The sequence below is a fragment of the Meiothermus cerbereus DSM 11376 genome (genome assembly GCF_000620065.1).
Lineage (GTDB): Bacteria > Deinococcota > Deinococci > Deinococcales > Thermaceae > Meiothermus > Meiothermus cerbereus.
This window is the reverse complement of the sequence record NZ_JHVI01000010.1, coordinates 1-25,403: the sequence shown is the minus strand read 5'-3', so window position 1 is coordinate 25,403 and position 25,403 is coordinate 1. Positions and strand designations below refer to the sequence as shown.

Below are 25,403 nucleotides of genomic sequence, written 5' to 3'. Positions count from 1 at the left end.
GGCTATAGTTCCAGATATGAACCTCAACCAGTATCCCTATCCCTCCCGCCGCAACGTGGTCACCGGCAAGCGGGGGGCTGTCGCCACCAGCCAGCCCCAGGCCGCGCTGGCCGGCATGGAGATGATGCTGGCCGGGGGCAACGCGGTGGATGCGGCCCTTGCCATGGCCATGGCCCTGACCGTACTCGAGCCCACCTCTAACGGCATCGGCTCGGATGCCTTTGCCCTGGTGCACGACGGGCAAAAGCTACATGGACTGAACGGGAACGGGATGAGCCCCGCCGGTCTGGATTTCGCCACCTTTGCTGCCAGCGGGCAGGTGCCCACCCGGGGCTGGCTTCCTGTAACAGTTCCGGGGGCACCCGACGCCTGGCGAGAGCTTCACCAGAAGTTCGGCAGGCTGCCCTTTGAACAGCTTTTTGAACCATCCATCCGCTATGCCGAGGAGGGCTTTGCCGTCAGCCCCGAGACCGGGCGCAACTGGCGGCGCCTCGAGGCGGTCTATGGCCCCCTGCAAGACCCTTGCTACAAGCCCTTCAAGGAAGTCTTTATGCCTGGAGGCAAAGCCCCCCGCCCCGGCGAGATCTGGCGCAGCCCGCGCCACGCCGAGACCCTGCGCGAGCTGGCCCGCACCCATGCCGAGAGTTTTTACCACGGCAAGCTGGCTGCCCAGATGGCCGATTTTGCCGCAGCCACCGGGGGCTACCTGACCCGGGCCGACCTGGCCGCCCACCGCTCGGAGTGGGTGGAGCCCCTCTCGGTGCGCTACAAAGGCCTCGAGCTGCACGAGATACCCCCCGCCGGGCAGGGCCTTGCCGCCCTGATGGCCCTGAAAATCCTGGAGGGCCTGGGCCTCGAGCGCTATCCGCGCGACTCGGCGGAGGGCTTGCACCTGCAAATTGAGGCCATGAAACTGGCCTTTGCCGACGTGCAAAAGTACGTGGCCGACCCCCGCTTCATGACCGTCTCGCCCGCCGACCTGCTGAACCCGGACTACCTGGAAAAGCGCCGCCGACTCATCGGTGAACGGGCGCTGGCGGTGCAGGCCGGTGCGCCCAAAGGGGGTACGGTGTATCTGTGCGCTGCCGATGGCGAGCTGCAGGTCTCCTTCATCCAGTCCAACTACATGGGCTTTGGGGCCGGTATCGTAGCAGACGGCACCGGCATCTCGTTGCAAAACCGGGGGGCTTGCTTTGTGCTGGAAGAAGGACACCCCAACCAGTACGCCCCGGCTAAAAAGCCCTTCCACACCATCATCCCCGGCTTCCTCACCCGCGATGGCAAGCCCCTGGGGCCGTTTGGGGTGATGGGCGGGCACATGCAGCCCCAGGGGCACCTGCAGATGGTGGTCAACCTGGAGGACTACGGGCTAAACCCCCAGGCCGCCCTGGACGCCCCCCGCTGGCAGTGGATACAGGGCCGGCAGGTGGAGCTCGAGCAGAGCCTGCCCCCCCACGTGGTCTTTGGCCTCAAGGAGCGGGGCCACGAGGTGGTCTTGCAGAGCGAGTGGGCCTCCTTTGGCCGGGGTCAGATGATTTTGAAGCCAAAAGAAGCCTTCCTGGCCGCCACCGAGCCGCGGGCCGACGGCCTGGCCCTGGCCTGGTGACACCAACCCCACCCCAAGCGTTCCGCCCGGTGCTGGCAAAAGCACATTTGTTGACCGCTGCAAGTTGCAGCGCTTCGGGCGGGGGCCCCAAAAAGCGGATTTCCTACGGAGCTATTCTTCGTCGAGGCGGAAGCCGACCAACAGCGTGACCTGGTAGGTGTTCACGTAGCCGTCGGTCAGGCTGCCGCGAATCTCCTTGACCTCGAACCAGTCCAGGTTCCGCAAGGTTCGGCGGGCCCGGGTCAGGGCCACCTTGATGGCGTCCTCGAGGCTCTCGCTGCTGCTGCCCACCAGCTCCACCTTCTTGTAGACCTTGCTCATGTGTTCCCTCCTTGACTCAAGGTATTGCGTTGGAATATTGATAAATCGCCCTTTTTGACCTCACCCAGGTGTCGCGCTCAGGCCGGTTCAAGTCCTGTTGGCTGCTTGTATAACTCCTATGATACCACTCATACCAGATTCGGTTAGTTCGTCACCGAACGGTGACGAACTAACCCGACCGAAGGGAGTGCTCTAGGATTCAAAAAGATAGCCCCTTGATGTTTTTTGTTTGAAGAGTATCTTTTTGAATCCGGTATCAAATGCAGGGGTGTGGCTGCTGGGGGGCAGTCCAGGCGGTGGGGCCAGCAGCGGCAAACCCTCGCAATGGCTCCGTTTTAGCGGCTGTAGTGGATAACGCCGTCCAGCTCGAGCCGCCGTATCTTGCCCTGGGCGACCAGGTACTCCAGGTGGGCCAGCGTCTCCGACCAGGCAAAGCGCCGCTGGGCCAGGTTGAGGTTGCCGGGAAACAGCCCCAGCGACAACTGCCAGCAGGTTTGGGGCTGATGGTTCAGAAGCCGAAGCAGGTACTCCAGCCGCTCCAGGTGGTGGGCCTCGAGTTCGGCTACCCGCCCGGCAATATCTTTGATGGGGCGGTAATGCCCCGGCAGCGCCACCGTGGCCCCAAGCGTAGCGGTTTTTTTCAGCGACTCGAAGTAGTGCTGCAGGGGGTTGGGGTAGGAGTAGGCCCAGAGGCCAATATTAGGGGATATACGCTCGAGGATGTTGTCCCCGGCCAGCAGCACACCATCCGACTCACGCAGCAGCATGGCGTGGCCGTCGGCGTGGCCGGGTGTCCAGACCACCCGAAAGTTCATGCCCGCCAGGCATAGCTGCTGGCCATCGGCGAAGGTCTGCGGGTTTTGGGCCGGATGCACCCGGCTGCGGGTTTTTTGCATTTCCCCTGCCAGGTCGGTCAGGTACGCGTCGCCGATGCCGTGCTGTCGGAAAAGCTCCTGACCCATCTGGGTCATGTGCTCGGGCTGGGTCCAGAAGATGTGCCCTCGCTCTTTCTCCACGTCCAGCATCCAGACCTGGGGGCCGTGCAGTTCAATCAGGCCGGCCAGGCCGTAGTGGTCGGGGTGGTGGTGGGTGACCACCAGGTGCTCGAGGTCGCCATACCCCAGCCCGTGCTCGTGCAGGGCCGCCTCGAGCACGCGCTTGGCCTCGGAGGTCTCGAGGGCACAGTCCACCAGCACGGGTCCACCGCTTACCCCGGGGCCGGGTTTTAGCAGATAACAGTTCACGTACTTGAAGGGGTACGGAATGGGAACGGGAATGGCGAATATGTTGGGTGCGACCTCGGAAGACAAGCCGGTGACGTGCGCCATAGGCAGATTGTACCAAGTCAAACTTTCGCGGTCAGACCATAGGGGGCCGCCATCTGGACACACCAGGGGTCAAACGTGGTACGATCAAATCCCGTGATAGTTAGGCTGCTCTACCGCGCTGGTTGAGCGTTTGCAGGCAAAGGTTTTTTGGGCGCTGAAGGGTTCAGCGTAGCACGGGGGTTTGTTATGAAATACATTTTCGTTACCGGCGGTGTGGTGAGCAGTTTGGGCAAGGGTATCCTCACATCCAGTCTGGGCGCCATTTTGCGCAGCCGGGGTTACCGCGTAACCGCAATCAAGATTGACCCCTACATCAACCTGGACGCCGGCACCATGCGCCCCTACGAACACGGGGAAGTATTCGTGACCAGCGATGGGGCCGAGACCGACCTGGACATCGGGCATTACGAGCGCTTTCTGGACATAGACCTGTCGCGCGCCAACAACATCACCACCGGGCAGGTTTATCTGTCGGTGATTCAAAAAGAGCGGCGTGGCGAGTACCTCTCCCAGACCGTGCAGGTCATTCCCCACATTACCGACGAGATCAAAGACCGCATTCGCCGTACCGCCCACGAACAAAACGCCGAGATTGTGGTGGTGGAGGTAGGGGGCACGGTAGGCGACATCGAGAGCCTGCCCTTCCTGGAGGCCATCCGCCAGTTTCAGTTCGACGAAGAAGACCAGGACATCATGTACCTGCACCTAACCCTGGTGCCCTACTTTGCTGCGTCCGAAGAGTTCAAAACCAAACCCACCCAACACTCGGTCTCGACCCTGCGCGGGGTGGGTATCCAGCCGGATGTGCTGGTGCTGCGCTCGGAGAAGATGGTGCCGGAGGATGTGCGTAAAAAAGTGGCGTTGTTTACCAACGTGCACGCCGGCGAGGTGTTCAGCAGCCCCACCGTACAGCACCTCTACGAGATGCCGCTGGTGCTGGAGGAGCAGGGCCTGGGGCGGGTGGTGGAGAAGAAGCTGGGCCTGGAGCCCATTCAGCCCAACCTGAGCTTCTGGCAAAACGCCGTGCGCAAGCTCAAGCAGCCCGCACACGAGGTTACGGTGGCCTTTGTGGGCAAGTATGTGAAAATGCCCGATGCCTACTTGAGCATTCTGGAGGGCTTTCGCCACGCTGGAATTGCCCACGATGCACGGGTCAATGTGAAGTGGGTCAACGCCGAAGACATCACCGACCTGGCTAAAGCCGCCGAGCTGCTGGGCGGTGTGGATGGCGTGCTGGTGGGGCCTGGGTTTGGCATCCGGGGGGTGGAGGGCAAAATTCTGGCGGCCCGGTATGCCCGCGAGAGTCGGCTACCCTATTTTGGTATCTGCCTGGGGTTGCAGATCGCGGTCATTGAGTATGCCCGGAATGTGCTGGGCCTCGAGGGGGCCAACAGCACCGAGTTTGACCCCTACACCCCCCACCCGGTAATTGACCTGATGCCCGAGCAGCTCGAGGTCGAGGGGATGGGCGGCACCATGCGGCTGGGCAGCTGGCCCATGCGCATCCATCCCGAAACCCTGCTTTATAAGCTTTATGGCAAAGAACTGGTCTACGAGCGGCACCGCCACCGCTACGAGGTCAACCCGGCCTACGTCCAGCGCCTCATTGAAAGCGGCCTGACGGTTTCGGCGGTCACGCCCGGGGTGCAGGGCCGGGGTGAGGGGCTGGTCGAGGCCATCGAGCTGCCCGACCACCCCTTCTTCATCGGTTTGCAAGCCCACCCCGAGCTTTCCAGCCGGCCTATGCGGGTCTCGCCGCCCTTTTTCGGCTTTATTTCGGCGGCCCTCGAGCGCCGCCAGGCCTTGTTTCATATGAACCCCGCCTGAACCGTTCCGCTAGGGATTGTCAGAACACCCTGGTTTTTCGAACTCTTGCTACCCGCGCTTCAGGCGGGGGCCCCACAAAAAGACCAAATCAAAGACATTTCCCATCAATCCGTCTAGCGCCGCGACGGGGTGGGCTGTGTGAGCTGAGCAGGGTGTGGCCCTGCGGCTATTTGCTACACTTATAAAACGTGAGTGATAGCGCCACCAAGACCCGCAGCCAGTCCCAAACGGCCACCCGTACCCCACCGCGGTACAAGGTTTTGCTGCTCAACGACGACTACACCCCCATGGACTTCGTGGTCGAGGTGCTGATGCGGTTTTTCAAGAAGAGCGAGCTCGAGGCCACCCGCATCATGCTCCAGGTACACCATGCGGGGGTGGGGGTGGCGGGGGTCTATCCTTTTGAGATTGCCGAGACCAAGGTCAACCAGGTGATGGCCGCAGCCAGCGCCGAGGGGCATCCGCTGCAATGCACCATGGAACCCGAGTAAAGCCGGTTTTTGATGCCGGAATTGCAATATCCAAGGTGCCAAACGTACAAAAGAGCGCTGGTGCTTGGGGTAGGGTTTGGGTATGTATCTTTCCTCCCAGGATCAACGCTGGTACCGATTGGCCTTTGCTCTGGCGATTCTGACCGTGGTCTACAACTTGCTCGAGGGACTGGTTTCGGTCTGGTTTGGCCTGGCCGATGAGTCGCTGACGCTATTTGGCTTTGGCCTGGACAGCTTTATCGAGATGATTTCGGGGCTGGGGATTCTGGCTATGGTGCTGCGCATCTGGCGGCATCCGGGCCAGCCCAAGGGACGCTTCGAGAAAACCGCCCTGCAGATTACCGGAACCGGGTTTTATGGACTGGTGGGGATTCTCTCGGCGATGGCTCTGTACAACCTGGCTACCGGGCACCGGCCCGAGACCACCCTGGCCGGCGTGGTGATTGCGGTTATTTCCATCTCGTTGATGTGGGCGCTCATTCACTATAAAACCCAAGCAGGTGTAGCCCTGGGCTCGGAGGCCATGCTGGCCGATGCCAAGTGTGCGCGGGTCTGCATGTATATGTCAGGCTTGCTGCTGGCCTCGAGCCTGATTTATAGCCTTAGCGGCATCTGGTTTGTGGACAGCCTGGGCGCCTTGGGGCTGGCCTACCTGTCTTTTACCGAAGGGCGCGAGGCCTTTGCCAAGGCCAACGGCGCTGAATGCGGTTGTCATACCGGAAACTAGCCGTGCAGATGCTTCTGGGCAGCTTTTGGAATCCCTTACTGCACAATCTGAACCCATCATCCTGCTAGACTCGAGGATGCAGGTATGGAGACTCCTTTGACCCCCACCCTCGAACGTTCTATTCGCCGTGCGCTGGAAATTGCCCTCGAGCGGGGGCACGAGTACGCCGGCCTCGAGCACCTGCTGCTGGCCCTGCTCGACGACCCCGACGCCAGCCGGGTCTTGCAATCGTGCAAAGTGGATCTGGGGCACTTGCGGGCTTTGCTGGAGGAGTCGCTGCGGCAGTTCGAGCGCATTCCGGGTGTCGAGCCCGAGCCCACCACCGCCTTTCAGCGGGTCATCCAGCGGGCCGTGCTGCAAATGCGCTCGGCCGGACGCGACCAGGCCAACGGCGCCAACGTGCTGGTGGCCATCATGGATGAGCGTCAGTCGGCGGCCTATGCCTTGCTGGAGCAGCTTGGCGTAACCCGGCTCGACCTGACCGCGGCCCTCTCGCGGGGGGCTTTGCCCAGGGGTGCCAGCCCGAGCATCGAACCCGTGCAGGTGGGGGAAGATGGGGCGGGGGTGGCGCAGAACCCGCTGGAGGCCTACTGCACCAACCTGACCGAACAGGCCCGCAAGGGCCAGCTCGACCCGCTCATTGGCCGGGAGAAGGAGCTCGAGCGCATCCTGACCGTCCTCTCCCGCCGCCAGAAGAACAATCCCCTCCTGGTGGGCGACCCTGGGGTGGGCAAGACCGCCATCGTGGAGGGGCTGGCCCAGCTCATTGTGGAACAGGAGAAGACACCTGCGGCAAAGAACCGCACCCCGGGGGTTCCGCTGCCCAGCAAGCTGGTGGGGGCCGAGGTCTTTGCCCTGGATATGGGCAGCCTGCTGGCCGGTACGCGCTACCGGGGCGACTTCGAGGAGCGCGTGAAGGCGGTGATGAAGGCCCTCGAGGCCCACCCCAACGCCATTCTCTTCATTGACGAGATTCATACCATCGTGGGGGCGGGCTCCACCACCGGCTCTGTGGTGGACGCCAGCAACCTGCTCAAACCGGCCCTGACCGGCAAGCTCAAGTGCATCGGGGCCACCACCTTTGCCGAGTACAAGCACTTCGAGAAGGACCGGGCCATCGCCCGGCGCTTCCAGAAGATCGACGTGGGCGAGCCCTCTCAGGCCGACGCAGTCAAAATTCTGGAGGGACTCAAACCGCGCCTGGAGGCCCATCACCAGCTCACCTACACCAGGCAGGCCCTCGAGCGGGCGGTGGAGCTGGCCGCCCGGCACCTTTCCGAGCGCCGCCTGCCCGACTCGGCCCTGGACGTGCTGGACGAGGCCGGGGCGGCCCAGGCCCTGCTGCCGCCGGGCAAGCGCAAGAACCGCATCGGGGTGGCCGAGGTGGAGGCCACCGTGGCCCGCATGGCCCGCATTCCCGCCAAGAACCTCTCCCGCGACGACGAAGCGGTGCTGGCGAACCTCGAGCAGGAGCTCAAGGCCGCGGTTTTTGGGCAGGACAAAGCGGTGGAGGAGGTGGCCAGCGCCATCAAGCTGGCGCGGGCCGGTCTGCGCGACCCACAAAAACCGATGGGCTCGTATCTGTTTGCAGGCCCTACCGGGGTGGGCAAAACCGAGCTGGCCCGCCAGCTCGCAGCCTCGCTGGGGGTTCCACTGCTGCGCTTCGACATGTCGGAGTACATGGAGAAGCACTCGGTCTCGCGGCTCATCGGTGCCCCGCCGGGCTACGTGGGCTTCGACCAGGGCGGCCTGCTGACCGACGCAGTGCTGCAGAACCCCCACGCGGTGCTTTTGCTCGACGAGATCGAAAAGGCCCACCCCGACCTCTACGCCATCCTGCTGCAGGTGATGGACTACGGCAAGCTGACCGACCACAACGGTAAAAATGTGGACTTCCGCAGCACCATCCTGATCATGACCACCAACGCCGGGGCCGCCGAGGCCAGCGAGCTGCGGGTGGGCTTTTTGGGCGGCACCCGCTCGGAGGCCAGCGAAGAGGCCCTAAGGCGCATGTTTACCCCGGAGTTCCGCAACCGCCTGGACGCCATCGTACACTTCGACCCGCTTTCCCCGGTGGTCATGCAGCAAATTGTGGGCAAGTTTCTGGGCCAGCTCGAGGCCCAACTAAAAGAGCGCAAGGTGGCCCTGGAGGTTCACCCCGAGGCCCTGGCCTGGCTGGCCGAGAAGGGCTACGACCGCTTGATGGGCGCCCGCCCGCTGGCCCGGCTGATCCAGGAGAAAATCAAGAAGCCCCTGGCCGACCTGCTGCTCTTTGGCCCGCTCAAGCACGGGGGCCGCTTGCAGATTGTGCGTCAGGGTGAGGAGATTCTGCTCCAGGCCCAGCCTGCCTGACCAGCCCTGGCCCCAGGGCATGATCGGACGCTTTGCCGACATTCCCGGCTGTATACTACCTTTATGGTGAAAGAAGCAGAATTTGCCACACTTACCCTAGATTACCAGGGCCGGCTGCTTCTCCCCAAACACATCCGCCAGAGCCTGGGGGTGAAGCCGGGGAGCCGGTTGGTGGTCCTGGTGGAGGGGGGCCGCCTCATCCTCGAGCCCTGGGAGAAGGTGGAAGCCGAGCTTTGGGCGGAGGTGGCCGATATTGAGGAAAGTCTGACAGAGGAGCTTTTAGAAGAACGCCGTAGGGAAGCGGTCAAGGATGCCTGAGCGGTACTGCCTGGATGCCTCCGCTGTTCTGGCCTACCTCCAACAGGAAATGGGCTGGGAACGGGTGCAGGACGCCCTTAGGGACGGGGCAGCCATAAGCGCGGTGAACCTGGCTGAGGTGTTGGGGAAGCTAAAGGGGAAGGGAAAAGAGCCTGGGCGTATCCTGACCAGGCTGCTGGCCCTGGGCTTGCAGGTTCTGCCATTTACCATTGAAACGGCCCGCATCGCTGGGGAGCTGGACCCAGCCACCCGTACCCTGGGCCTTTCCCTGGGGGATCGGGCTTGTTTGTCCACGGCAATGGCCCACGGAATGGTAGCCCTTACGGCTGATCGCACCTGGGAGCAGGTGTCGGGGGTCGGCGTGGAAGTGATCCGCGGTTCGTAATTCCCACAGTGAAAATGCCGCTTACCCCTGGATAGCGGCTGAGCAAACCCGGTCTAGATTGCTTCAAGACGGCCATACGGCACTGCTCGAGGTTGTCCTGCGGTAGCGCTGTGGCTGCCAGGTGCTTTAGTTGCCTGCACGGCAGGGGGGGTGGTTCACGCACCGGCAGACTGCGGTTCCTGGGCCGCTCGGTTGTACAATAAAAAGCTATAGGCAGACCCTGGCAGGCAATGCAATTCGAGCAGAGGCATCACGGACCGGTTTTATAGCCTGAGCGCACGGGGAGGGCTTTGGTGGGCGAAATCAGTTTTAAGTTGAACGGGCAAACGGTTGGGGTTTCAGGTGTAGACCCCCACACCACGGCACTCTCCTGGTTGCGTCAGCAAGGTTGGATAGGCAGCAAAGAGGGCTGCGCCGAGGGGGAGTGCGGGGCCTGCGCGCTGCTTTTGCTGCGGCCCGAGGGCCAGGGCGCGCGGCTCGAGGCCGTAAACGGCTGCCTGCTGCTGCTGCCCAGCCTGGCGGGCCAGGAGGTCTGGACGGTGGAGGGGCTGGCGCAGGGGGAGAGGCTGCACCCGGTGCAGGAGGCCATGCTCCAGGGCGGCTCGCAGTGCGGCTACTGCACGCCGGGTTTTGTGGTGAGCATGGCGGCAGAATATTACCGCAAAAATCGGAGCAACTTCGACCTCGAGGCCCTTTCCGGCAACCTCTGCCGCTGCACCGGCTACCGGCCCATCCGGGATGCCGCCCTCTCGCTGGGCCAGCCTGCGCCCCACGACCCCCTGGCGCAGCGGCTAAACACCCCGGTGGAGGCGGTGAAGTCGCTCGAGTACAGCCCCAAAACCGGGTCATCTCCGCGCTTTTACCGGCCCCTATCCCTGCCCGAGCTTTTTCGCATCCTGGCCGAGCACCCTGCGGCCAAGCTGGTAGCGGGTGGAACCGACTGGGTGGTGGAGGTCAACCAGCGCTTTGCTCGAGCGGAGGTGCAGGTGGACATCAGCCAGGTGCCAGAACTTCAGACCCTTTTTTGGGGCCAGAACTATGTCGAGATTGGCGCGGGCGTAACCCTTTCCGAGCTCGAGCACTGGCTGGAAGGGCGCATTCCCCTCTTGGCCCAGTGGTTTCCCCTGTTTGCCTCCCGCCTGATCCGCAACCGGGCTACCCTAGGGGGCAACCTGGGCACGGCCTCACCCATTGGCGACGGGCCGCCGGTGCTCTTGGCCCTGGGGGCCGAGGTGGTGCTTACCGGCGCAGCGGGGGAGCGGGCGCTGCCGCTCGAGCGCTTCTTCACCGGCTACCGCCAGACCGCCTTTGAGCCCGGCGAGGTCATCCGGGCAGTGCGAATCCCCCTGCCCCTGGCCCCCCAGGCCCGCTTCTACAAGGTGTCCAAGCGCCGTATGGACGATATCTCCACCGTGGCCGCGGCCTTTGCCTTGCGGCTGGAGGGGGGCCGGGTGCAGTCCATCCGCATCGGCCTGGGCGGGGTGGCCCCCACCCCCGTGCGGGCCAGCCAGACCGAGGCTTTCCTGGAGGGCAAGCCCTGGGATGAGCGCACCGTGCGGGCCGCCAGCGAGCTGATCCGCAGCGAGTTCAGGCCCATTGACGACCACCGCGGCAGCGCGGCCTACCGCAGCGCTATGCTCTCGAGCCTGCTGCAAAAGTTCTACGCCGAAACTGCGGAGGTGCGGGCATGAAGATTATCGGTCGAGCGGTTCCCCACGAATCAGCCCGGGGACACGTGACCGGGCGGGCCCTCTACACCGACGACCTCTGGCCCCGCTACCCCCAGGCCCTTCACGCCTGGCCGGTGCAGGCCCCCCATGCCCACGCCCGCATCACCCGGCTGGAGGCCTCGGCTGCCTATGCCCTGCCGGGGGTGGTGCGGGTGCTCACTGCCGCGGATGTGCCGGGCCTGAACGACTCCGGCATCAAAGGCGACGAGCCTTTGTTCCCCTCCGAGGTGATGTACCACGGCCAGGCAGTGGCTTGGGTGCTGGCCGAAAGCGAGGAGGCTGCGCGGCTGGGCGCGGCGCAGGTGCAGGTCGACTACGAACCGCTGCCAGCCATCCTCACCCTGCATGAGGCCATCCGCCAGGGGAGCTTCCAGGGGGCTATGCTGCAGGTGAGGCGGGGCGATGTGGCCCAGGGCTTAGAGGCCTCGGCGCGGGTGCTCGAGGGCGAGCTCGAGCTGGGGGGGCAGGAGCACTTTTACCTGGAAACCCAGGCCTCGCTGGCCCTGCTGGACGAGAGCGGCCACCTCCTGGTGCACGCCTCCACCCAGCACCCCTCCGAGACCCAGGAGGTGGTGGCCCAGGTGCTGGGCCTGCCGCGCAGCCAGGTCACGGTGCAGTGCATCCGCATGGGCGGGGGCTTTGGCGGGAAGGAAGTCCAGGCCAACCCCTACGCTGCGGTGGCGGCTTTGGGGGCCTACCTGACCCGGCGCCCGGTGCGGGTGCGGCTTTCGCGCCTGCAAGACATCACCCTGACCGGCAAGCGCCACCCCTTCTACGCCCGCTGGAAGGTGGGCTTTTCCGAGGAGGGCCTCTTGAATGCCCTAAAAATCGAGCTTTTCTCTGACGGGGGCTGGTCGCAAGACCTGAGCGAGCCGGTGCTGGCTCGAGCCCTCTGCCACCTGGACAACGCCTATTACATCCCCCACCTCGAGGCCACCGGGCGGGTCTGCAAGACCCACAAGACCTCCCAGACCGCCTTCAGGGGCTTTGGCGGGCCGCAGGGCATGGTCTTTATCGAGGAGATCCTCGACCGGGTGGCCCGCAGCCTGAGCCTGCCGCCCGAGGCGGTGCGGGAGCGCAACTTCTACCGGCTGTCCGACACCCAGGAGACCATCACCACCCATTACGGCCAGGTGGTCAAGGACGCCGAGCGCATCCGGCTCATCTGGGACGAGCTCAAAGCCAGCGCCGAGTTCGACCGCCGCCGCCGCGAGATCGCCTTGTTCAACGCCCAGAACCCCCAGCGCAAGCGGGGCCTGGCCATGACCCCGGTCAAGTTTGGCATCTCCTTCAACTTCACCACCTACAACCAGGCCGGAGCACTGGTGCTCGTGTACCAGGATGGCTCGGTGCAGGTCAACCACGGGGGCACCGAGATGGGCCAGGGGCTTTTTACCAAAATCCAGCAAATTGCCGCCGAGGCCCTGGGGGTGCCGCTAAAGGCCATCCGCCTGATGCCCACCCGCACCGACAAGATTCCCAACACCTCCGCCACCGCAGCCTCCACCGGGGCCGACCTGAACGGGGCCGCGGTCAAGGAGGCCTGCGAAAAGATCAAGGGCCGCCTGGCCGTGGTGGCCGCCCAGAAGTTGGGTGTGCACCCTGCCGACGTGGTCTTCCAGGACGGCCAGGTCTACAGCATCTGGAAGCCCGCCGAGCGCATCCCCTTTACCGAGGTGGTCAGGGCCGCCTATGCCCAGCGGGTGCAGCTCTTTGCCGATGGCTTCTACCGCACCCCTGGTCTCCACTGGGACAAGAGCCGGATGCAGGGCCAGCCCTTCCACTACTTCGCCTTTGGCGCAGCCGTGAGCGAGGTGGAGGTAGACGGCTTCACCGGCCAGTACACCCTGCGCCGGGTGGATATCCTGCACGACGCGGGCGACTCCCTATCGCCCTTGGTGGATCTGGGCCAGGTGGAGGGGGGCTTCATGCAGGGCCTGGGCTGGCTCACGCTGGAAGACCTGCGCTGGGACGCCAAAGGGCAGGTGGCCACCCGCTCGGCCAGCACCTACAAACTCCCCAGCTTTTCCGAGCTGCCCGAGGTGTTCAATGTGCGGTTGTTGCCCAAAGCCAGCGAAAGCGGGGTGGTCTACGGCTCCAAGGCGGTAGGCGAGCCCCCCCTGATGCTGGCCATCTCGGTGCGGGAGGCCCTGCGAGATGCGGTCGCGGCCTTTGGGGCAGAGGGCTCACGCTCACCGGTTGAGCTGGCCTCACCCGCCACGCCCGAGGCGGTTTACTTGGCCATCGAGCGGGTGCGGCAAAAGGCCCTGGTTTCGGGGGACTAGGAGACCATGCGCTGGTTTGAGCACTTCCGCGAGCTGGTGGCCAGGCAGGAGCCGCTGGTCATGGTCACGTTGGTGGCGGTGCGGGGCCATGCCCCCCAGGAGGCCGGGGCCAAGATGCTGGTCACAGCGGGCGCGACCTACGGCACCATTGGGGGTGGGAACCTCGAGGCCACCGCCATCCATCTGGCCCGGCAGATGCTGGCCGAGCGTGCCCTGGCCCCCCAGATGCACACCATCCGGCTCACCGAAAACGCCCTTGCCGAGTATGGGGTGCAGTGCTGCGGGGGTGAGGTGAGCCTGTTGCTCGAGCCGGTTATCTCGCACAAGCCCACCGTGGCGATTTTCGGACTGGGACACGTGGGGCTGGCGCTGGCCAGGGTCCTCTCCATCTGTCCCATAGCGCTCTGGCTGGCCGACTCGAGGGCCCAGATGCTCGCCCCTGAGCGACTGGAACCGCTGCGCCAGGGCCAGGCCGAGATCAAAACTTTCCACGCGCCCATCCTGGACGGGGTGGTAAACGACCTGCCAGAGGGCGCGCACCTGGTCATCCTGACCCACGACCACGCCGAGGATTTGTTCGTGCTCGAGCGGGCTTTGCGCCGGGCCGACCTGGGGTATATCGGCCTGATCGGCAGCGCTAGCAAGTGGGCCCGCTTCCGGCAGAAGCTGGGCCAGCAGGGCTTTTCCGAGGCCGATTTCAAGCGGGTGACCACCCCCATTGGTCTTCCGGGGGCCAAAAGCAAAGCGCCGGAGGCCATTGCCATTGCCACGGCGGCCCAACTGCTGCCGCATATTTTCGGCACCCTCCAGGCTAGGCCGGCCCGGGAAAAGGTGGCCGAGTAACGCGGTTTTAGGTATGATTTGCGGCAATGCCGGCCCTGCTCGAGCTGAAAAACATCACCAAGCGCTTTCCGGGGGTGGTCGCCAACGACGGGGTGAGCCTCGAGGTCTACCCCGGCGAGGTGCTGGCCCTGCTGGGGGAAAATGGGGCGGGTAAGTCCACCCTGGTCTCCATCCTCTATGGGCTGTATCGCCCCGACGAGGGGGAGATTCTGGTGGAGGGCCGTCCGGCCAGGATTGGCTCGCCGATGGACGCGCTAAGGCTGGGCATCGGGCTGGTGCCCCAGCACCCCACGCTGGTAAACCGCCACACCGTAGCGGAGAACCTGGCATTGGGCATTGGCAGCCCCCTGCTGCCTGCCCAGCGCATTGTGCCGCTGGTGGAGCGGATGGCCCAGGGCTATGGTTTGCAGATAGACCCCAGGGCCCGGGTTTACCAGCTTTCACCCGGTGAGAAGCAACGGGTGGAGATTGTGCGGGCCTTGTTGCGGGGGGCTAAGGTGCTGATCCTGGACGAGCCCACCAGCGTGCTCACCCCCCAGGAGGCCGAGGCCTTGTTCAGGGTCATGCGCGAGCTACGGGCGGCGGGCAAGTCGCTCGTTTTTATCTCCCACAAGCTCGAGGAGGTGCTGTCCATTGCCGACCGCTGCACGGTGCTGCGCCGGGGGCGGGTGGTGGGCAGCCTGCCTAAAGAAGAGGCCAGCAAGGCCAGGCTGGCCGAGCTGATGGTAGGGCGCACGGTGAGCTTCGAGCGCAAACGGCAAGCCGCGCAGGTGGGCGATGTGGTACTCGAGGTCGAGCAACTCGAGGCCCGCTCGAGCCGCAACCTGCCGGCCTTGCGGGGGGTCTCCTTTGCACTGCACCGCGGGGAGATTCTGGGCATCGCCGGGGTGGCGGGCAATGGCCAGAGCGAGCTGGTGGAGGTGCTGGCAGGATTGCGCAACCCCACAGCGGGTTCTTTGCGTCTGCTGGGGCAGCCCCTGCCAGCCCATCCGGCCCGCCTGTTTGAGCTGGGTGTGGCCCACATCCCCGAAGACCGCATTCACATGGGCACGGTTCCCAGCATGAGCGTGACCGAAAACCTGGCCCTGCGTACCTTCGACCGGCCCCCGCTGGCCCGTGGGGCTTTGCTCGACCCGGCGGCTTTTTTGGCCCAGGCCGAGGCCCGGGTGCGGGCTTATGCCATCGCCACGCCCAGCCTGCATACCCCCTCGAGGCTCCTTTCCGGCGGCAACATCCAAAAAGTTATTCTGGCCCGCGAGCTGGCCGGGCAGCCCCAGCTCATTCTGGCCGTCCACCCCACCTACGGCCTGGATATTGGGGCCACCGAGCAGGTGCACCGGGTCTTGCTGGAAAAAACCCAGCAGGGGGCGGCGGTGCTCTTGGTCTCGGAAGACCTGGAAGAACTGCTTTCGCTCTGCGACCGGATAGGGGTGCTCTACCGGGGATGGCTCAAGGGCCCTTTTGCGGTCGGTAGCCTCACCCGCGAAGAGATTGGCCTGCTGATGACCGGAGGTGAGGTATGAGGCTCGAGCCCCTCGCCCACGCCTCGCCCTGGCGGATGCTGGGGGTTACGCTGGCTGCGCTGGGGCTGGCCTTTGTGCTGGTGGGGGGGGTGTTTGTGGCCTATGGGCAGAATCCGCTCGAGGTCTACCGGCTCATGTTTACCGGAACCCTGCTGGAGGCCAGAGGCTGGCAGGAGATCCTGCGCCGCAGCATTCCCTTGCTCCTGATTGGGGTGGGCCTCACCCTGGCTTTTCGCACCCAGTTCTACAACATCGGGGCCGAGGGGCAGCTTTTGCTGGGGGCGGTGTTGGCGGCGGGGGTGGCCCTCTTCCTGCCCCTGCCCGCTCCCCTGAGCCTGCCGGCGATGGCGCTGGCCGGGGCTTTGGGCGGGGCGCTGTGGTGCGGCCTGGCGGCCTGGCTGCGGCTGCGCTTCAGCGTCAACGAGATCCTCTCCACCCTGATGCTCAACTACGTGGCCCAGTCGCTGGTGATCTTCCTGATTAACGGCCCCTGGCGCGGCAAGGACGTGCGGGGCTACATCTACTCCGACCGTTTTGCCGAGTACCAGCAGATTCCGCTTTGGCCGGGCTCGAGCGTCCACTGGCCCACCTTGCTTTTGGGCGTGCTGCTGGCCCTTTTGTTGCAGTTTTTGCTCTTTCGCACCACCCTGGGTTTCCGCATGCGCATCGCGGGCGAGAACCCCGGGGCGGCCCGCTATTTGGGCATCGCGCAGGGCCGGGTGCTCTTGCTCTTGGCCCTCATCACCGGGGGTATGGCCGGTCTGGCTGGGGTGGGCGAGATCGCCGGCATCCACCACCGCCTGATTGAGCCCAGCCAGCTCTCTTCCGGCTATGGCTTTACCGCCATCATCGTGGCCTGGCTGGCCCGGGGGCACCCTGCGCTGGTGCTCCTCACCGCTCCCCTGATGGGCCTGGTGCTGGCGGGGGGCGACCTGTTGAAGGTGAGCCTGAACATGCCCTTTCGCATTGTGGACGTGTTTAGCGGGGTAATTCTTTTTTGCCTGATTGGCTCGGAGCTATTTTTGCGCTACCGTCTTCGCTGGGGAAGGTAAAAAGTACTGGACGACCCCAATGGCTGCCGGAAGCGGTTATGCTGGTACGAACTTATGCGAACCAAGCTGGACTTGCCCGATGACCTGTACAAGCGACTCAAGCTGTTGGCCGTTCGGGAGGGAAAACCCCTGCGGGAAATAGTGCTGAGGTGCTTGGAGGAGGGTTTGAACCGTCAAGCCACCAGTACAGCTCAACCCACCCTGCCCGTCGTGCCTGTGGCAGGGCGCAGGATAAGGGCTTGCACGCATGCGGAGCTATGGGGTCTTTTGGATGAGCATGTGGCTTCCTGACAGCATTCAGGACTTCAGGCGCTTCCAGGGCCTGAGTTGCATACTGTTGTCATCTACCCCGGACTGAAGTCCGAGGCTTGCAGGTGGAACGATAGCCATGAACAGCATCTCATACCCCCGCGTTCGGCTGGATGACGGCAGCCCGGCTTGCGATATTGCAAGCCGCGAAGTAGTCCGCAGGCCCAGAGCACCCACAGGCTACGCAACGAAAAAGCGCCTGCGTCGGACGGTTGACCCGCTCGGTGTGCCCGCAGGCAGGACACTGCCGGGAGGTGTTCTTTGGGTCAACCCAGACCAGCGGAACCCCGGCCCGCTCCGCTTTGTACCGGATTTTCTGGCCCAGGTCATGGAACGCCCAGCTATGCAGCGCAGCCCTCTGGGGCTTCCTGAGCCGTACCCGTTCGCGGATCCCCTGGAGGTCTTCCAGGGCAAGGCCGCGCCCGGTGCGTTGAGCCTTGGCTACGATGCGTTTGCTGATGCGGTGGCCCAGGTCGTTGGCGAAGCGCCGCTCTTTGCCCGAAAGCTTTTTCAGACGACGCTTGGCCGACTTGGTGCCCTTCTTTTGCAGCTTCTTCCTGAGTCTTCGGTGGCGGTGTCTGACCGAGTTCAGGTGCTGGCCCGAGTAGGTCTCGCCATCCGAGTCGGTGGCGATGTTGACGATACCCAGGTCGACCCCCAAAAAGCCTTGCGGGTCAAGGACAGGCGGATCCTCGTACTCGCACCACAGGTGGACGTACCAGGAGTCCCGCCCCCTGACCAGTTGACCGCCCTGGATGCTTTTGGCGGTTCGCAGCAGGTGGCGCTGATACCCAGCGATATGCAGCGGCACCTTCACCCGCCCCTCCACCGTGGAGAGGCTGACCACCTCGTCCGCAATGTTCAGCGAGAGGATGCGCCGGTCGTAGTCAACGCTGGTGGCCTTGAAACCGCCCGCCTTGTGCCCCTTGCGCTTGCCAACCCGAGCGATGGCCCGCACCGCCAGGTTGGCCGAGAGGCCGAAGCGTTCGCGGAGTTCGCGGTACACCAACTTCTGAAGGGCGAACTTGTCCCAGGCATTCTCCCGACGCGCCACCCGCAAGGCGTGGTTGCAAGCACCTGCAAACTGATCCACCGTGCGGGAAAGCTTCTCGGCCGTACTCGCATCCGGTATCAGTTTGCACCTTACGGAGAGGAGGGACATACCTGCATGAATCATATCACCGAGCTGGCGACCCCGCACCGAGCTTCGCTCGGCTTTCGTTTCCTCTCCGCATTGAAATGCGGAGCATCCACGAAAGGAGTCTTGTGAGATATGGAAGAGATCGCCAACGCCCTCGCTCGAGCCCTTTCCTTTGGTACCCCTTTGCTCCTGGCCTGCCTGGGGGCCATCCTGAACGAGCGCGCCGGGGTGGTCAACCTGGGGGTGGAAGGCATGATGGCCCTGGGCGCGCTGGCCGGTTTTGCGGTGGCCTATGGCAGCGCGGGCGATGGCAACCTCTGGCTGGCGGTGCTGGCGGCCATGCTGGCGGGCGCCCTGGCCGCCATGCTGCACGGCTTCGTAACCATTACCCTGCAAGCCAACCAGTTTGTCTCGGGTCTGGCCCTGACCATGGTGGGCCTGGGCACGGCCGGTCTGTTGGGTAAGCGCTTCGAGGGGCTGCCGCTCTTTAACCAGCCCCCCGAGTGGCCTTTCACCCTGGGGGCTATCATGCTGGCAGTTTTGCTGAGTTTCGTGTTCTATGCGACCCGGCTGGGCCTCTCGCTGCGCTCGGTGGGGGAGAACCCGGCAGCAGCCGATCTGCTGGGCCTTAATGTGCTGGGGGTGCGGTATGCGGCGGTTGCGGCGGGGGGTGCCCTGGCCGGGCTGGCCGGTGCCTACCTCTCGCTGGTCTACCGCCCCTCCTGGACCGATGGCATGACCGCCGGGCTGGGCTGGATTGCGGTGGCGCTGGTAATCTTTGTGGGTTGGAGTCCCGTGCGGGCGGTGTTTGGGGCCATCTTTTTTGGCTTGCTCTACTACCTTCAGTTCCGGCTCCAGGGCCAGGCGGCCATTCCTTCGGAAGTATTTGCCAGCCTGCCCTATCTTCTGGTTATACTTGTGCTGGCTTTGTCGGGGCTGCGTGGGCAGCAGGGCAACGCCCCTGAAGCGTTGGGCAAACCTTATCGGCGGGGCGAGCGCTAAAGCCCTAGCTACGGCTGGTAAACCCAACAAGGGCATGTTGGGTTGGTCAAATGGAGGGGTTTGTATGAGAAAGAGCTGGTTAATGGGTGCTTTGATGGCTCTGGCCCTGGGTTTTGGGATGGCCCAGCCGGCCAACCTTAAAGCCTGCTTCATCTACGTAGGCCCTATTGGCGATGTGGGCTGGACCTTTGCACACGACGAGGCTCGCCGGGCCGCCGAGAAGGCCATTCCCGGCCTCACTACCCAGTACGTGGAGTCGGTCAAGCCAGCCGATACCCTGGCTACGGTAGACCGGCTGGTGGCTGGGGGTTGTAACGTCATCTTCACCACCTCCTTCGACTTCATGGACCCCACCCTCGAGGCCGCCAAGAAGTATCCCGAGGTGATTTTTGCCCATGCCTCCGGCTTCAAGCGGGCCCCCAACATGCTTACCTACATGGCCGATTTCTACCAGATTTACTACCTGAACGGCCTGATGGCGGGTGCCCTCACCAAGAGCGGCAAGGTGGGCTACGTGGCGGCTTTCCCCATCCCCGAGCTTAAGCGTCACATCTCGGCCTTTGCCCTGGGGGTGCGGGCGGTGAACCCCAAGGCTACCGTGAATGTCAAGTGGATCAACGCCTGGTTTGACCCCGTGAAGGCCCGCGAGGCCGCCGAGGCCCTGATGGCCGAGGGCAACGATGTTCTGGCCTTTACCGAGGACACCGCTACGGTCGTTCAGACCGCGGCCCGGCGCAAGGTGCCCAGCTTCAGCCACTACAACTCGATGTACAAGTACGCCCCCGACTACGTGGTCTCGGGCCAGCTCGTAGACTGGAGCGTGATCTACATCGACATCCTGAAGAAGGTTCAGAACGGTACCTACACCCCCAAAAACCTCCAGAACGTAGACTACTGGTGGCTGGCCCGCGAGAAAGCGGTAATGCTCGGGGCCCAGGTGGGCATGCCCATCAACCCCAAATTTGAGGCGGCCCTCAAGAAAGCCACCATGACCGTGAACGGCAAGAAGGTTAGCGTCTACGACCGGGTGATGGAGCTCTACAAAGACATCCAAAGCCCCAACCCCAAATGGGACCCCTTCACCGGCCCCATCCGCGACCGCAACGGGGTTTTGCGGGTGCCCGCTGGGCGCAAGATGACGGTGAAGGAGCTCAACGAGATGCAGTGGGTGGCGCCTGGGGTGGTCGGCCCGGTGCCGGACGAGCCCAAGTAAAGGCAAAAATTGGCTGGGGTGCTTTGTGCACCCCGGTTTTTTTATTTGCATTTATAATCCTGCCAGGACATGCTGCGAACACTGGGTGAGCTATTTTTAGATACGCAAAAGCCCTTGCGTAAGAAAAAACCCTTGCTGTTGTTGAGCTATCTGCTGCTGGAGGGCCCGCGTTCCCGTCGTCACCTGACCGAGCTGTTCTGGCCGGGGGCCAGCGATGCCTTGAATAGCTTATCGGTGGCCCTGAGCCAGCTTCGCGCGGCAGGTGTGTGCGTCGAAGGGGAGGAGGTGCTGCGGGCGGAGGCGGCTTGTGACGCAAAGGAATTGGAATCTTTGCTGAAGGAGGGCCGTCTGCAGGAAGCCCGGGGGCTTTATCGGGGGCGTTTTTTGGAAGGTGCGGATGATGGCCTTTCGCCTGAGCTCGAGGAGTGGGTTTGGAGCCGGCGGGAGGCCATCGCCCTGGCCCTATGGCGTGCCCACCTCGAGCGGGCCGAGGCCCTGTACGGCCTGGGCTGGGAGGAGGAGGCCCTGGCACTCTTGCAGGAAGCGCGGGCCCTGCCCGGTGTCGAGGAAGTTCTTGAGGCTGAACCCGAGCTAAAAAGGTTTGACCTCGAGGTGCAGCGGGCTTTTTTTGCGGTGCAGTTGGTGGGCCTCTCCCGCGCAGTAGAGCTGCTGGGCCTGGGTGCGGAAACCCTGGATTTTCTTATTCGACGTAGACTGCTGGATAGCCAGGGGCAGCCCCGGCTGACGGTGGCGCCTACCATCGAAGGCCGTAGGGTGGCCCTCGAGCTGGCCCGCAAGCTTCCCCTAGCCGAGGCGGCGCCGCTATACCGGCTGGCTCGAGCCCACTGGGAGGAGGCCGATTTTTCCCGGGGGCGAAGCGCCCTGCTGCGTCTGGCCCGCGCCCAGGTGGAGGAGCAGCCCAGGGAAGCGCTGGCGCTGCTGGCCGAGCTGGCCCCCGACCCTGAACTCAGCCTGCTGCGGGCGCGGGCTTTGGAGCGGCTGGGCCGCTACAGGGAAGCCCTCGATCTGCTGGATGAGCTGCCCGATAGCCCCGACAAAAGCGCTCTGCGGGCTGGGGTGCTCTTCCGCTTGGGGCAGTTTGCCGAGGCTCAGGCCGAAGCGGAGCGGGCCAAGGCTGGAGGCGCGTACGCCCAGGCCGAGGCCCTCAACCTACAGGGCATGATGCTCTTGGGTCAGGGCCGCTTCCAGGAAGCGGCCGAGGCTTTTAGCCGGGCCTCGGTGCGCTTCTTGCTGGCTGGCGAGGAGGTGCGCCACCTGAGCGCGCTGGGTAACCGGGCGGTGGCGCTGGTGGAGCTGGGCCAGGGGGAGGAGGTTTTTACCGAGGTGCTCGAGGCCATTGGGCCCCGCGAGGGCTTGCGGGCCAGGCTCTACCTCAACCTGGGGGTAATCAAGGAGCGCCAGGGCCAGCCCGCCGAGGCCGAGCGGTTGTACCGGGAGTCGCTGGCCCTGGCGGAAAGGGTGGGGAACTTCGAGGCCATGGGGCGGGCCTGGAACAATCTGGGAGCCCTCTACCACCGGCAGGGGCAGCCCGCCGAGGCCAGGGCAGCCTACCAGGAGGCCTTGCGACTGGCCAAGGCAGGTCAGGAGTGGGTGTTGACCGCGGCGGTGCTGGCCAACCTGGCCGAACTGACCGGGGAGCGGGCTGGCCTGGAGGAAGCCATCGCCCTTTTGGAGGAGGCCCGCTACACCGTGCTGGCCGAGCGTTACCGCAGCCGCCTGGAGGCGTTCAGGCTGCGTTAAGACCCCTTTTGCTAACCTACAGCCACCCACGGCAGGCCAGAGCCTGCCTGAAAAACAGCAAGGCTTTGCTTCCCGGGCCTTTTGCCTGTCGTGGGAATCCATAAGGAGGTTAGCAATGAAGTTGAAGTACAAGACGCTTGTCGCACTTGGTTTGACTTTCGTACTGGCCGCCTGTGGCGGAGGTACGCCCCCACCCCCCAGCAGCATCACCCTCACCGTGGAAGACCCAATGGGTAACTTCAACGCGGCTGCCTATCAGGTGGACTCTGGGAGCTGGCAGTTTCTTCCCATGAGCGGCACCGCCTCCAAAACTGGCACTTTCAACCTAGGGGGTCAGACCAAGTACGGCGTAGCGGTGCGGTGCAGCAGCCTGGTGGTCAAGGTGATCCAGGCTACAGCCAGCGAACTGCCGAACCCCAAGCTTGAATGTAGCAGCAGCACTCCCACTACTGTCTCCTTCACGGTGAACGTGAGCGTAGATGCCAGCTTGCTCGCCAGTGGGGATTCGGTGTGTGTGAACGGCACGGGCTGTTTGTCCGCAAGCGGCAACGTCCCTATCGGGTTGAATCTGAAGCCTGTTACGCAGGACCTTCTGGTAACGTTAGAAAACAGCGGTTCCGTCAAAGTGGCTAAGGTGCTCAAAAACGTAAACGTGATTAGCGGGGGCAGCACCAACGCCAGCCTAACCTCCAGCGACCAGCTTGCTCCGGTCAGCCTGACCCTGCCCACGCCTCCCACAGGTTATACGGGTTCCTCAGGTGCACTTGTTTTCTACCTGAGCTCGAGTAACACCGGCGATGGTTTGGTAAACGCCTCGCCCACCAGCTACCGGCCCGTGAGCGGGTTTGGCGGCGGGGATCGCTACGCGGCTCTGGTTCAGGCCAATGCTACCAACGCCTCGCTCCAGAGCATACAGATCTTTAGCTCCGGCAGCCCAAACCTGAGCTTCCCCGCGCCTTGGTCTTCGGGTAGCTTGACAGTAGACCAGACAGCTCACCCCAACGTAAGCGGCTTTTCCCCGAACGATAGCGGCCTGCAAGGCTACCGCATCTACCTCCAGATTGCGGGCCAGATTTACTACACCGCCAGCCTTACCAAGAACTGGCTGGGGAGCGCCACCAGCTACACCCTGCCCGACCTCTCAGCTTCCAGCTTGCTGGGATACACTCCTCCCGCGGGATCGGGCAGCTTTAAGGTTTCTGCCATCCTGAGCAACAAGAACCTGTTCGCCCTCGACCCCAATAACCCCAGCGCTTTCCAGGCCGGTGACTATCTCAAGGAGGCTACCGCTCAAACCAACAGTTACACCGTAGGTGGTGGCACCCTTACCCTCCCCTAAGCCATGCCCGCCTGGGTGCTGGACTTGAGTGGATATAGTGTTATTTACGGCGATGAGGTGCCCCATGCACAAATGGTTCTGGTTGCTGCTGCTGCTATCCTCATGTACCCCTTCTCCCAGCCTGAGCCTTTCCCCCAGCCGCGCTGCGCTGGGGGAGGAAGTGGAGGCCCGGCTGGGCGGGATGAGTGCGGAGGGAGCCCAGGTTTTTGTGGGCACGGAGCCCGCCACAGTGACGATGCGTGAAGGAAACACGCTACGCTTTTGGGTGCCCAATGTTGCCGGCGGCCCCCAGACCGTGCGGGTGGTAAAGGGCACACAAGAGGCCCGGGCCAGCCTGAGCGTGCTGGGGCAGGTGGCCCGCGATAGGGTGTTGCTGCGGCTGCCACTGGGCCAGACCCCGCGCCTGCCCGCTGGCTTTACCCGGGTCCGCAAAGACGACCTCCAGGCCTGCGGTTTCGCCCTGGCGGAGCTGGGCTATACCGGGGAGACTCTGGGGCGCGCGCTGGAGGAGCTGGAAGCCCAGGATCCCGCCTACAAAGCCGACCCCGAGAGCCTGTGGAGCCTGGGGAGCCTGGGGAGCTGGGGCGGTGAGGCCATCGGGGCCCTTCAGGCGCACAACCGTGGTTGGGGTGGGCAGGGGGTGCGGGTGGCGGTGCTCGACACCGGGGTGGATACCGTCATCCCCCAGCTTCCTGGCTACGACTTCGTGGAGGAGGACGACGAGCCCCAGGACGCCTTCTCCGGCGGCCATGGCACCGGGGCCGCGGGTTTGGTGAAAGAGGTGGCGCCCCAGGCCGATATTCTGCCGGTGCGGGTCTGCGACGAGGACGGCTTCTGCCGGGCGAGCCGGGTGGTGCGGGGGGTGTGCTGGGTGGTGCAAAACCGCCAGGGGCCCACGGTTCTCAACCTGAGCCTGGGGGGCGACACCCCGGTGGAGGCCCTGAAGCTGGCCCTGGAGGCGGCCCTCTCCCAGGGCATCCCGGTGGCCGCGGCTGCGGGCAACCAGGGGAATTATGGAAGCCCAGCCCACTATCCTGCTGCTTTTGACCTGCCGGGGCTGGTGGCGGTGGGGGCGCTGGATAGGAACCTCAGCCCGGCCCCCTACAGCACCCGCGGGGCCTACGTGGACCTCTCGGCCCCGGGCACCGCCCTGGAGTGCGTGACCCCCGGGAGAGGGCAGGGCCAATGCACCGGCACCTCCTTCGCCACCCCCCTGGTGGCTGGGGCCATGGCCCTGTGGCTTTCGGCCCAGCCGAACCTCACCCCGGCCCAGCTCCAGCAGCGCCTGGAGGAGAACGCCCAGCCCCTGCCCTTCCCCCCGCAGGAGGTGGGGAAGGGGATGCTGGATCTCTCCCAGAAGCCTTGAGGCCCTGCCTACCAAGCCCCCGGCGGAAGACCCTCCGGGGGCTGTGTTTTTGCCTGGGCGTTAATCCGCTGTTCAGGGCCAGTTAAGGGGGGTTTTGCTACTTTGTCGGCGAGGTCGGCATAAAGGGAAGCGATTAGCTGAAAAACTTGCCCTAATACCAAATCTATGTAGATAATAACTCATGCCAAGCAAAGCCATAGCCCTACACGCCCACCTGAGCCTGGAAGAACTCGAACAGCGCTACCGTAGCTGCAAGGATGCCAAGGAGAAGACCCGCTGGCAGGTGATCTGGTTGTACGCCCAGCAGACCCGGGAGAACCGCCCCAGCACCCGGGCAGTGAGCCAGGCCACCGGGTTTAGCCAGAACTGGGTCTACAAGCTCATCCGGCGCTACAACGCCGAGGGACCCCAGGGGCTCATCGATAAGCACCGCTACAACCCAGGAGGGGATAAGCGGGCCTTGCTGAACCAGGAGGAGCAACAA

Annotated in this window: 21 protein-coding genes; 18 read left to right on the top strand and 3 right to left on the bottom strand. The window is 64.1% G+C overall.

Annotation, left to right across the window (positions count from 1 at the left end; translation table 11 throughout):
- Nucleotides 1-16: 16 nt before the first annotated feature.
- Nucleotides 17-1,606 (top strand): gamma-glutamyltransferase family protein, encoded by a 1,590-nt coding sequence (locus Q355_RS0104205; RefSeq protein WP_027876640.1) that lies wholly within the window; start codon nucleotides 17-19, stop codon nucleotides 1,604-1,606.
- A 111-nt stretch (nucleotides 1,607-1,717) separates the two neighbouring features.
- Here Q355_RS0104205 and Q355_RS0104200 read toward each other — a convergent pair whose 3' ends face one another.
- Entirely contained in the window at nucleotides 1,718-1,927 is a 210-nt protein-coding gene (locus tag Q355_RS0104200) for a dodecin (protein ID WP_027876639.1), read from the bottom strand.
- Nucleotides 1,928-2,262: 335 nt separating this feature from the next.
- On the bottom strand, nucleotides 2,263-3,255 hold the full coding sequence (locus tag Q355_RS0104195) for an MBL fold metallo-hydrolase (RefSeq protein ID WP_027876638.1): 993 nt from the start codon (nucleotides 3,253-3,255) through the stop codon (nucleotides 2,263-2,265).
- A 186-nt stretch (nucleotides 3,256-3,441) separates the two neighbouring features.
- Here Q355_RS0104195 and Q355_RS0104190 point away from each other — a divergent pair, with 186 nt between their 5' ends.
- From Q355_RS0104190 to Q355_RS0104140, 11 genes are all read left to right on the top strand, one after another.
- On the top strand, nucleotides 3,442-5,082 hold the full coding sequence (locus Q355_RS0104190; protein WP_027876637.1) for a CTP synthase: 1,641 nt from the start codon (nucleotides 3,442-3,444) through the stop codon (nucleotides 5,080-5,082).
- A 188-nt stretch (nucleotides 5,083-5,270) separates the two neighbouring features.
- Nucleotides 5,271-5,573 carry an ATP-dependent Clp protease adapter ClpS gene (clpS, locus tag Q355_RS15360; RefSeq protein ID WP_051529301.1) on the top strand — a complete coding sequence of 101 codons (303 nt, stop codon included), beginning with the start codon at nucleotides 5,271-5,273 and terminating at the stop codon, nucleotides 5,571-5,573.
- A gap of 82 nt (nucleotides 5,574-5,655) precedes the next feature.
- Nucleotides 5,656-6,300 carry a cation efflux transmembrane domain-containing protein gene (locus Q355_RS0104180; protein ID WP_027876636.1) on the top strand — a complete coding sequence of 215 codons (645 nt, stop codon included), beginning with the start codon at nucleotides 5,656-5,658 and terminating at the stop codon, nucleotides 6,298-6,300.
- An 84-nt stretch (nucleotides 6,301-6,384) separates the two neighbouring features.
- A complete protein-coding gene (clpA, locus tag Q355_RS0104175) occupies nucleotides 6,385-8,652 on the top strand; it encodes an ATP-dependent Clp protease ATP-binding subunit ClpA (RefSeq protein ID WP_027876635.1) in 2,268 nt (755 codons plus the stop codon).
- Between the two features lie 63 nt (nucleotides 8,653-8,715).
- Nucleotides 8,716-8,970 carry an AbrB/MazE/SpoVT family DNA-binding domain-containing protein gene (locus Q355_RS0104170; protein WP_027876634.1) on the top strand — a complete coding sequence of 85 codons (255 nt, stop codon included), beginning with the start codon at nucleotides 8,716-8,718 and terminating at the stop codon, nucleotides 8,968-8,970.
- Complete coding sequence (locus Q355_RS0104165) at nucleotides 8,963-9,355, top strand: type II toxin-antitoxin system VapC family toxin (RefSeq protein WP_027876633.1); 393 nt, start codon at nucleotides 8,963-8,965, stop codon at nucleotides 9,353-9,355. Before Q355_RS0104170 ends, Q355_RS0104165 begins: the two co-directional genes overlap by 8 nt.
- 293 nt (nucleotides 9,356-9,648) lie before the next feature.
- Nucleotides 9,649-11,046 (top strand): xanthine dehydrogenase small subunit, encoded by a 1,398-nt coding sequence (locus tag Q355_RS0104160; protein ID WP_027876632.1) that lies wholly within the window; start codon nucleotides 9,649-9,651, stop codon nucleotides 11,044-11,046.
- Nucleotides 11,043-13,370, top strand: coding sequence for a xanthine dehydrogenase molybdopterin binding subunit (xdhB, locus tag Q355_RS0104155; RefSeq protein WP_027876631.1), 2,328 nt, complete (start codon nucleotides 11,043-11,045; stop codon nucleotides 13,368-13,370). The genes Q355_RS0104160 and xdhB overlap by 4 nt, the downstream gene beginning before the upstream one ends.
- 6 nt (nucleotides 13,371-13,376) lie before the next feature.
- Nucleotides 13,377-14,213, top strand: coding sequence for a xanthine dehydrogenase accessory protein XdhC (xdhC, locus tag Q355_RS0104150; protein WP_027876630.1), 837 nt, complete (start codon nucleotides 13,377-13,379; stop codon nucleotides 14,211-14,213).
- A gap of 26 nt (nucleotides 14,214-14,239) precedes the next feature.
- The gene (locus Q355_RS0104145) at nucleotides 14,240-15,736 is read left to right on the top strand and encodes an ABC transporter ATP-binding protein (RefSeq protein WP_027876629.1); all 1,497 of its coding nucleotides are present in this window, start codon (nucleotides 14,240-14,242) and stop codon (nucleotides 15,734-15,736) included.
- On the top strand, nucleotides 15,733-16,788 hold the full coding sequence (locus tag Q355_RS0104140) for an ABC transporter permease (RefSeq protein ID WP_027876628.1): 1,056 nt from the start codon (nucleotides 15,733-15,735) through the stop codon (nucleotides 16,786-16,788). The genes Q355_RS0104145 and Q355_RS0104140 overlap by 4 nt, the downstream gene beginning before the upstream one ends.
- 400 nt (nucleotides 16,789-17,188) lie before the next feature.
- Here the strand turns inward: Q355_RS0104140 and Q355_RS0104130 are convergent, their stop codons facing one another.
- Nucleotides 17,189-18,259, bottom strand: coding sequence for an RNA-guided endonuclease InsQ/TnpB family protein (locus Q355_RS0104130; protein ID WP_027876626.1), 1,071 nt, complete (start codon nucleotides 18,257-18,259; stop codon nucleotides 17,189-17,191).
- 111 nt (nucleotides 18,260-18,370) lie between these two features.
- Here Q355_RS0104130 and Q355_RS0104125 point away from each other — a divergent pair, with 111 nt between their 5' ends.
- The 6 genes from Q355_RS0104125 to Q355_RS16970 form a co-directional block, all read left to right on the top strand.
- On the top strand, nucleotides 18,371-19,240 hold the full coding sequence (locus Q355_RS0104125; RefSeq protein ID WP_027876625.1) for an ABC transporter permease: 870 nt from the start codon (nucleotides 18,371-18,373) through the stop codon (nucleotides 19,238-19,240).
- A gap of 64 nt (nucleotides 19,241-19,304) precedes the next feature.
- Entirely contained in the window at nucleotides 19,305-20,453 is a 1,149-nt protein-coding gene (locus Q355_RS0104120; RefSeq protein WP_027876624.1) for a BMP family ABC transporter substrate-binding protein, read from the top strand.
- 69 nt (nucleotides 20,454-20,522) lie between these two features.
- Nucleotides 20,523-22,214: a tetratricopeptide repeat protein gene (locus Q355_RS0104115; RefSeq protein WP_027876623.1), complete on the top strand. Its 1,692-nt coding sequence runs from the start codon at nucleotides 20,523-20,525 to the stop codon at nucleotides 22,212-22,214.
- A 115-nt stretch (nucleotides 22,215-22,329) separates the two neighbouring features.
- Nucleotides 22,330-23,553 carry an LPS-assembly lipoprotein LptE gene (locus Q355_RS0104110; RefSeq protein WP_036258651.1) on the top strand — a complete coding sequence of 408 codons (1,224 nt, stop codon included), beginning with the start codon at nucleotides 22,330-22,332 and terminating at the stop codon, nucleotides 23,551-23,553.
- Between the two features lie 64 nt (nucleotides 23,554-23,617).
- A complete protein-coding gene (locus tag Q355_RS0104105; protein ID WP_027876621.1) occupies nucleotides 23,618-24,919 on the top strand; it encodes a S8 family peptidase in 1,302 nt (433 codons plus the stop codon).
- Between the two features lie 181 nt (nucleotides 24,920-25,100).
- The coding region (locus Q355_RS16970; protein ID WP_027876620.1) for a helix-turn-helix domain-containing protein at nucleotides 25,101-25,403 on the top strand (303 nt) is incomplete at its 3' end.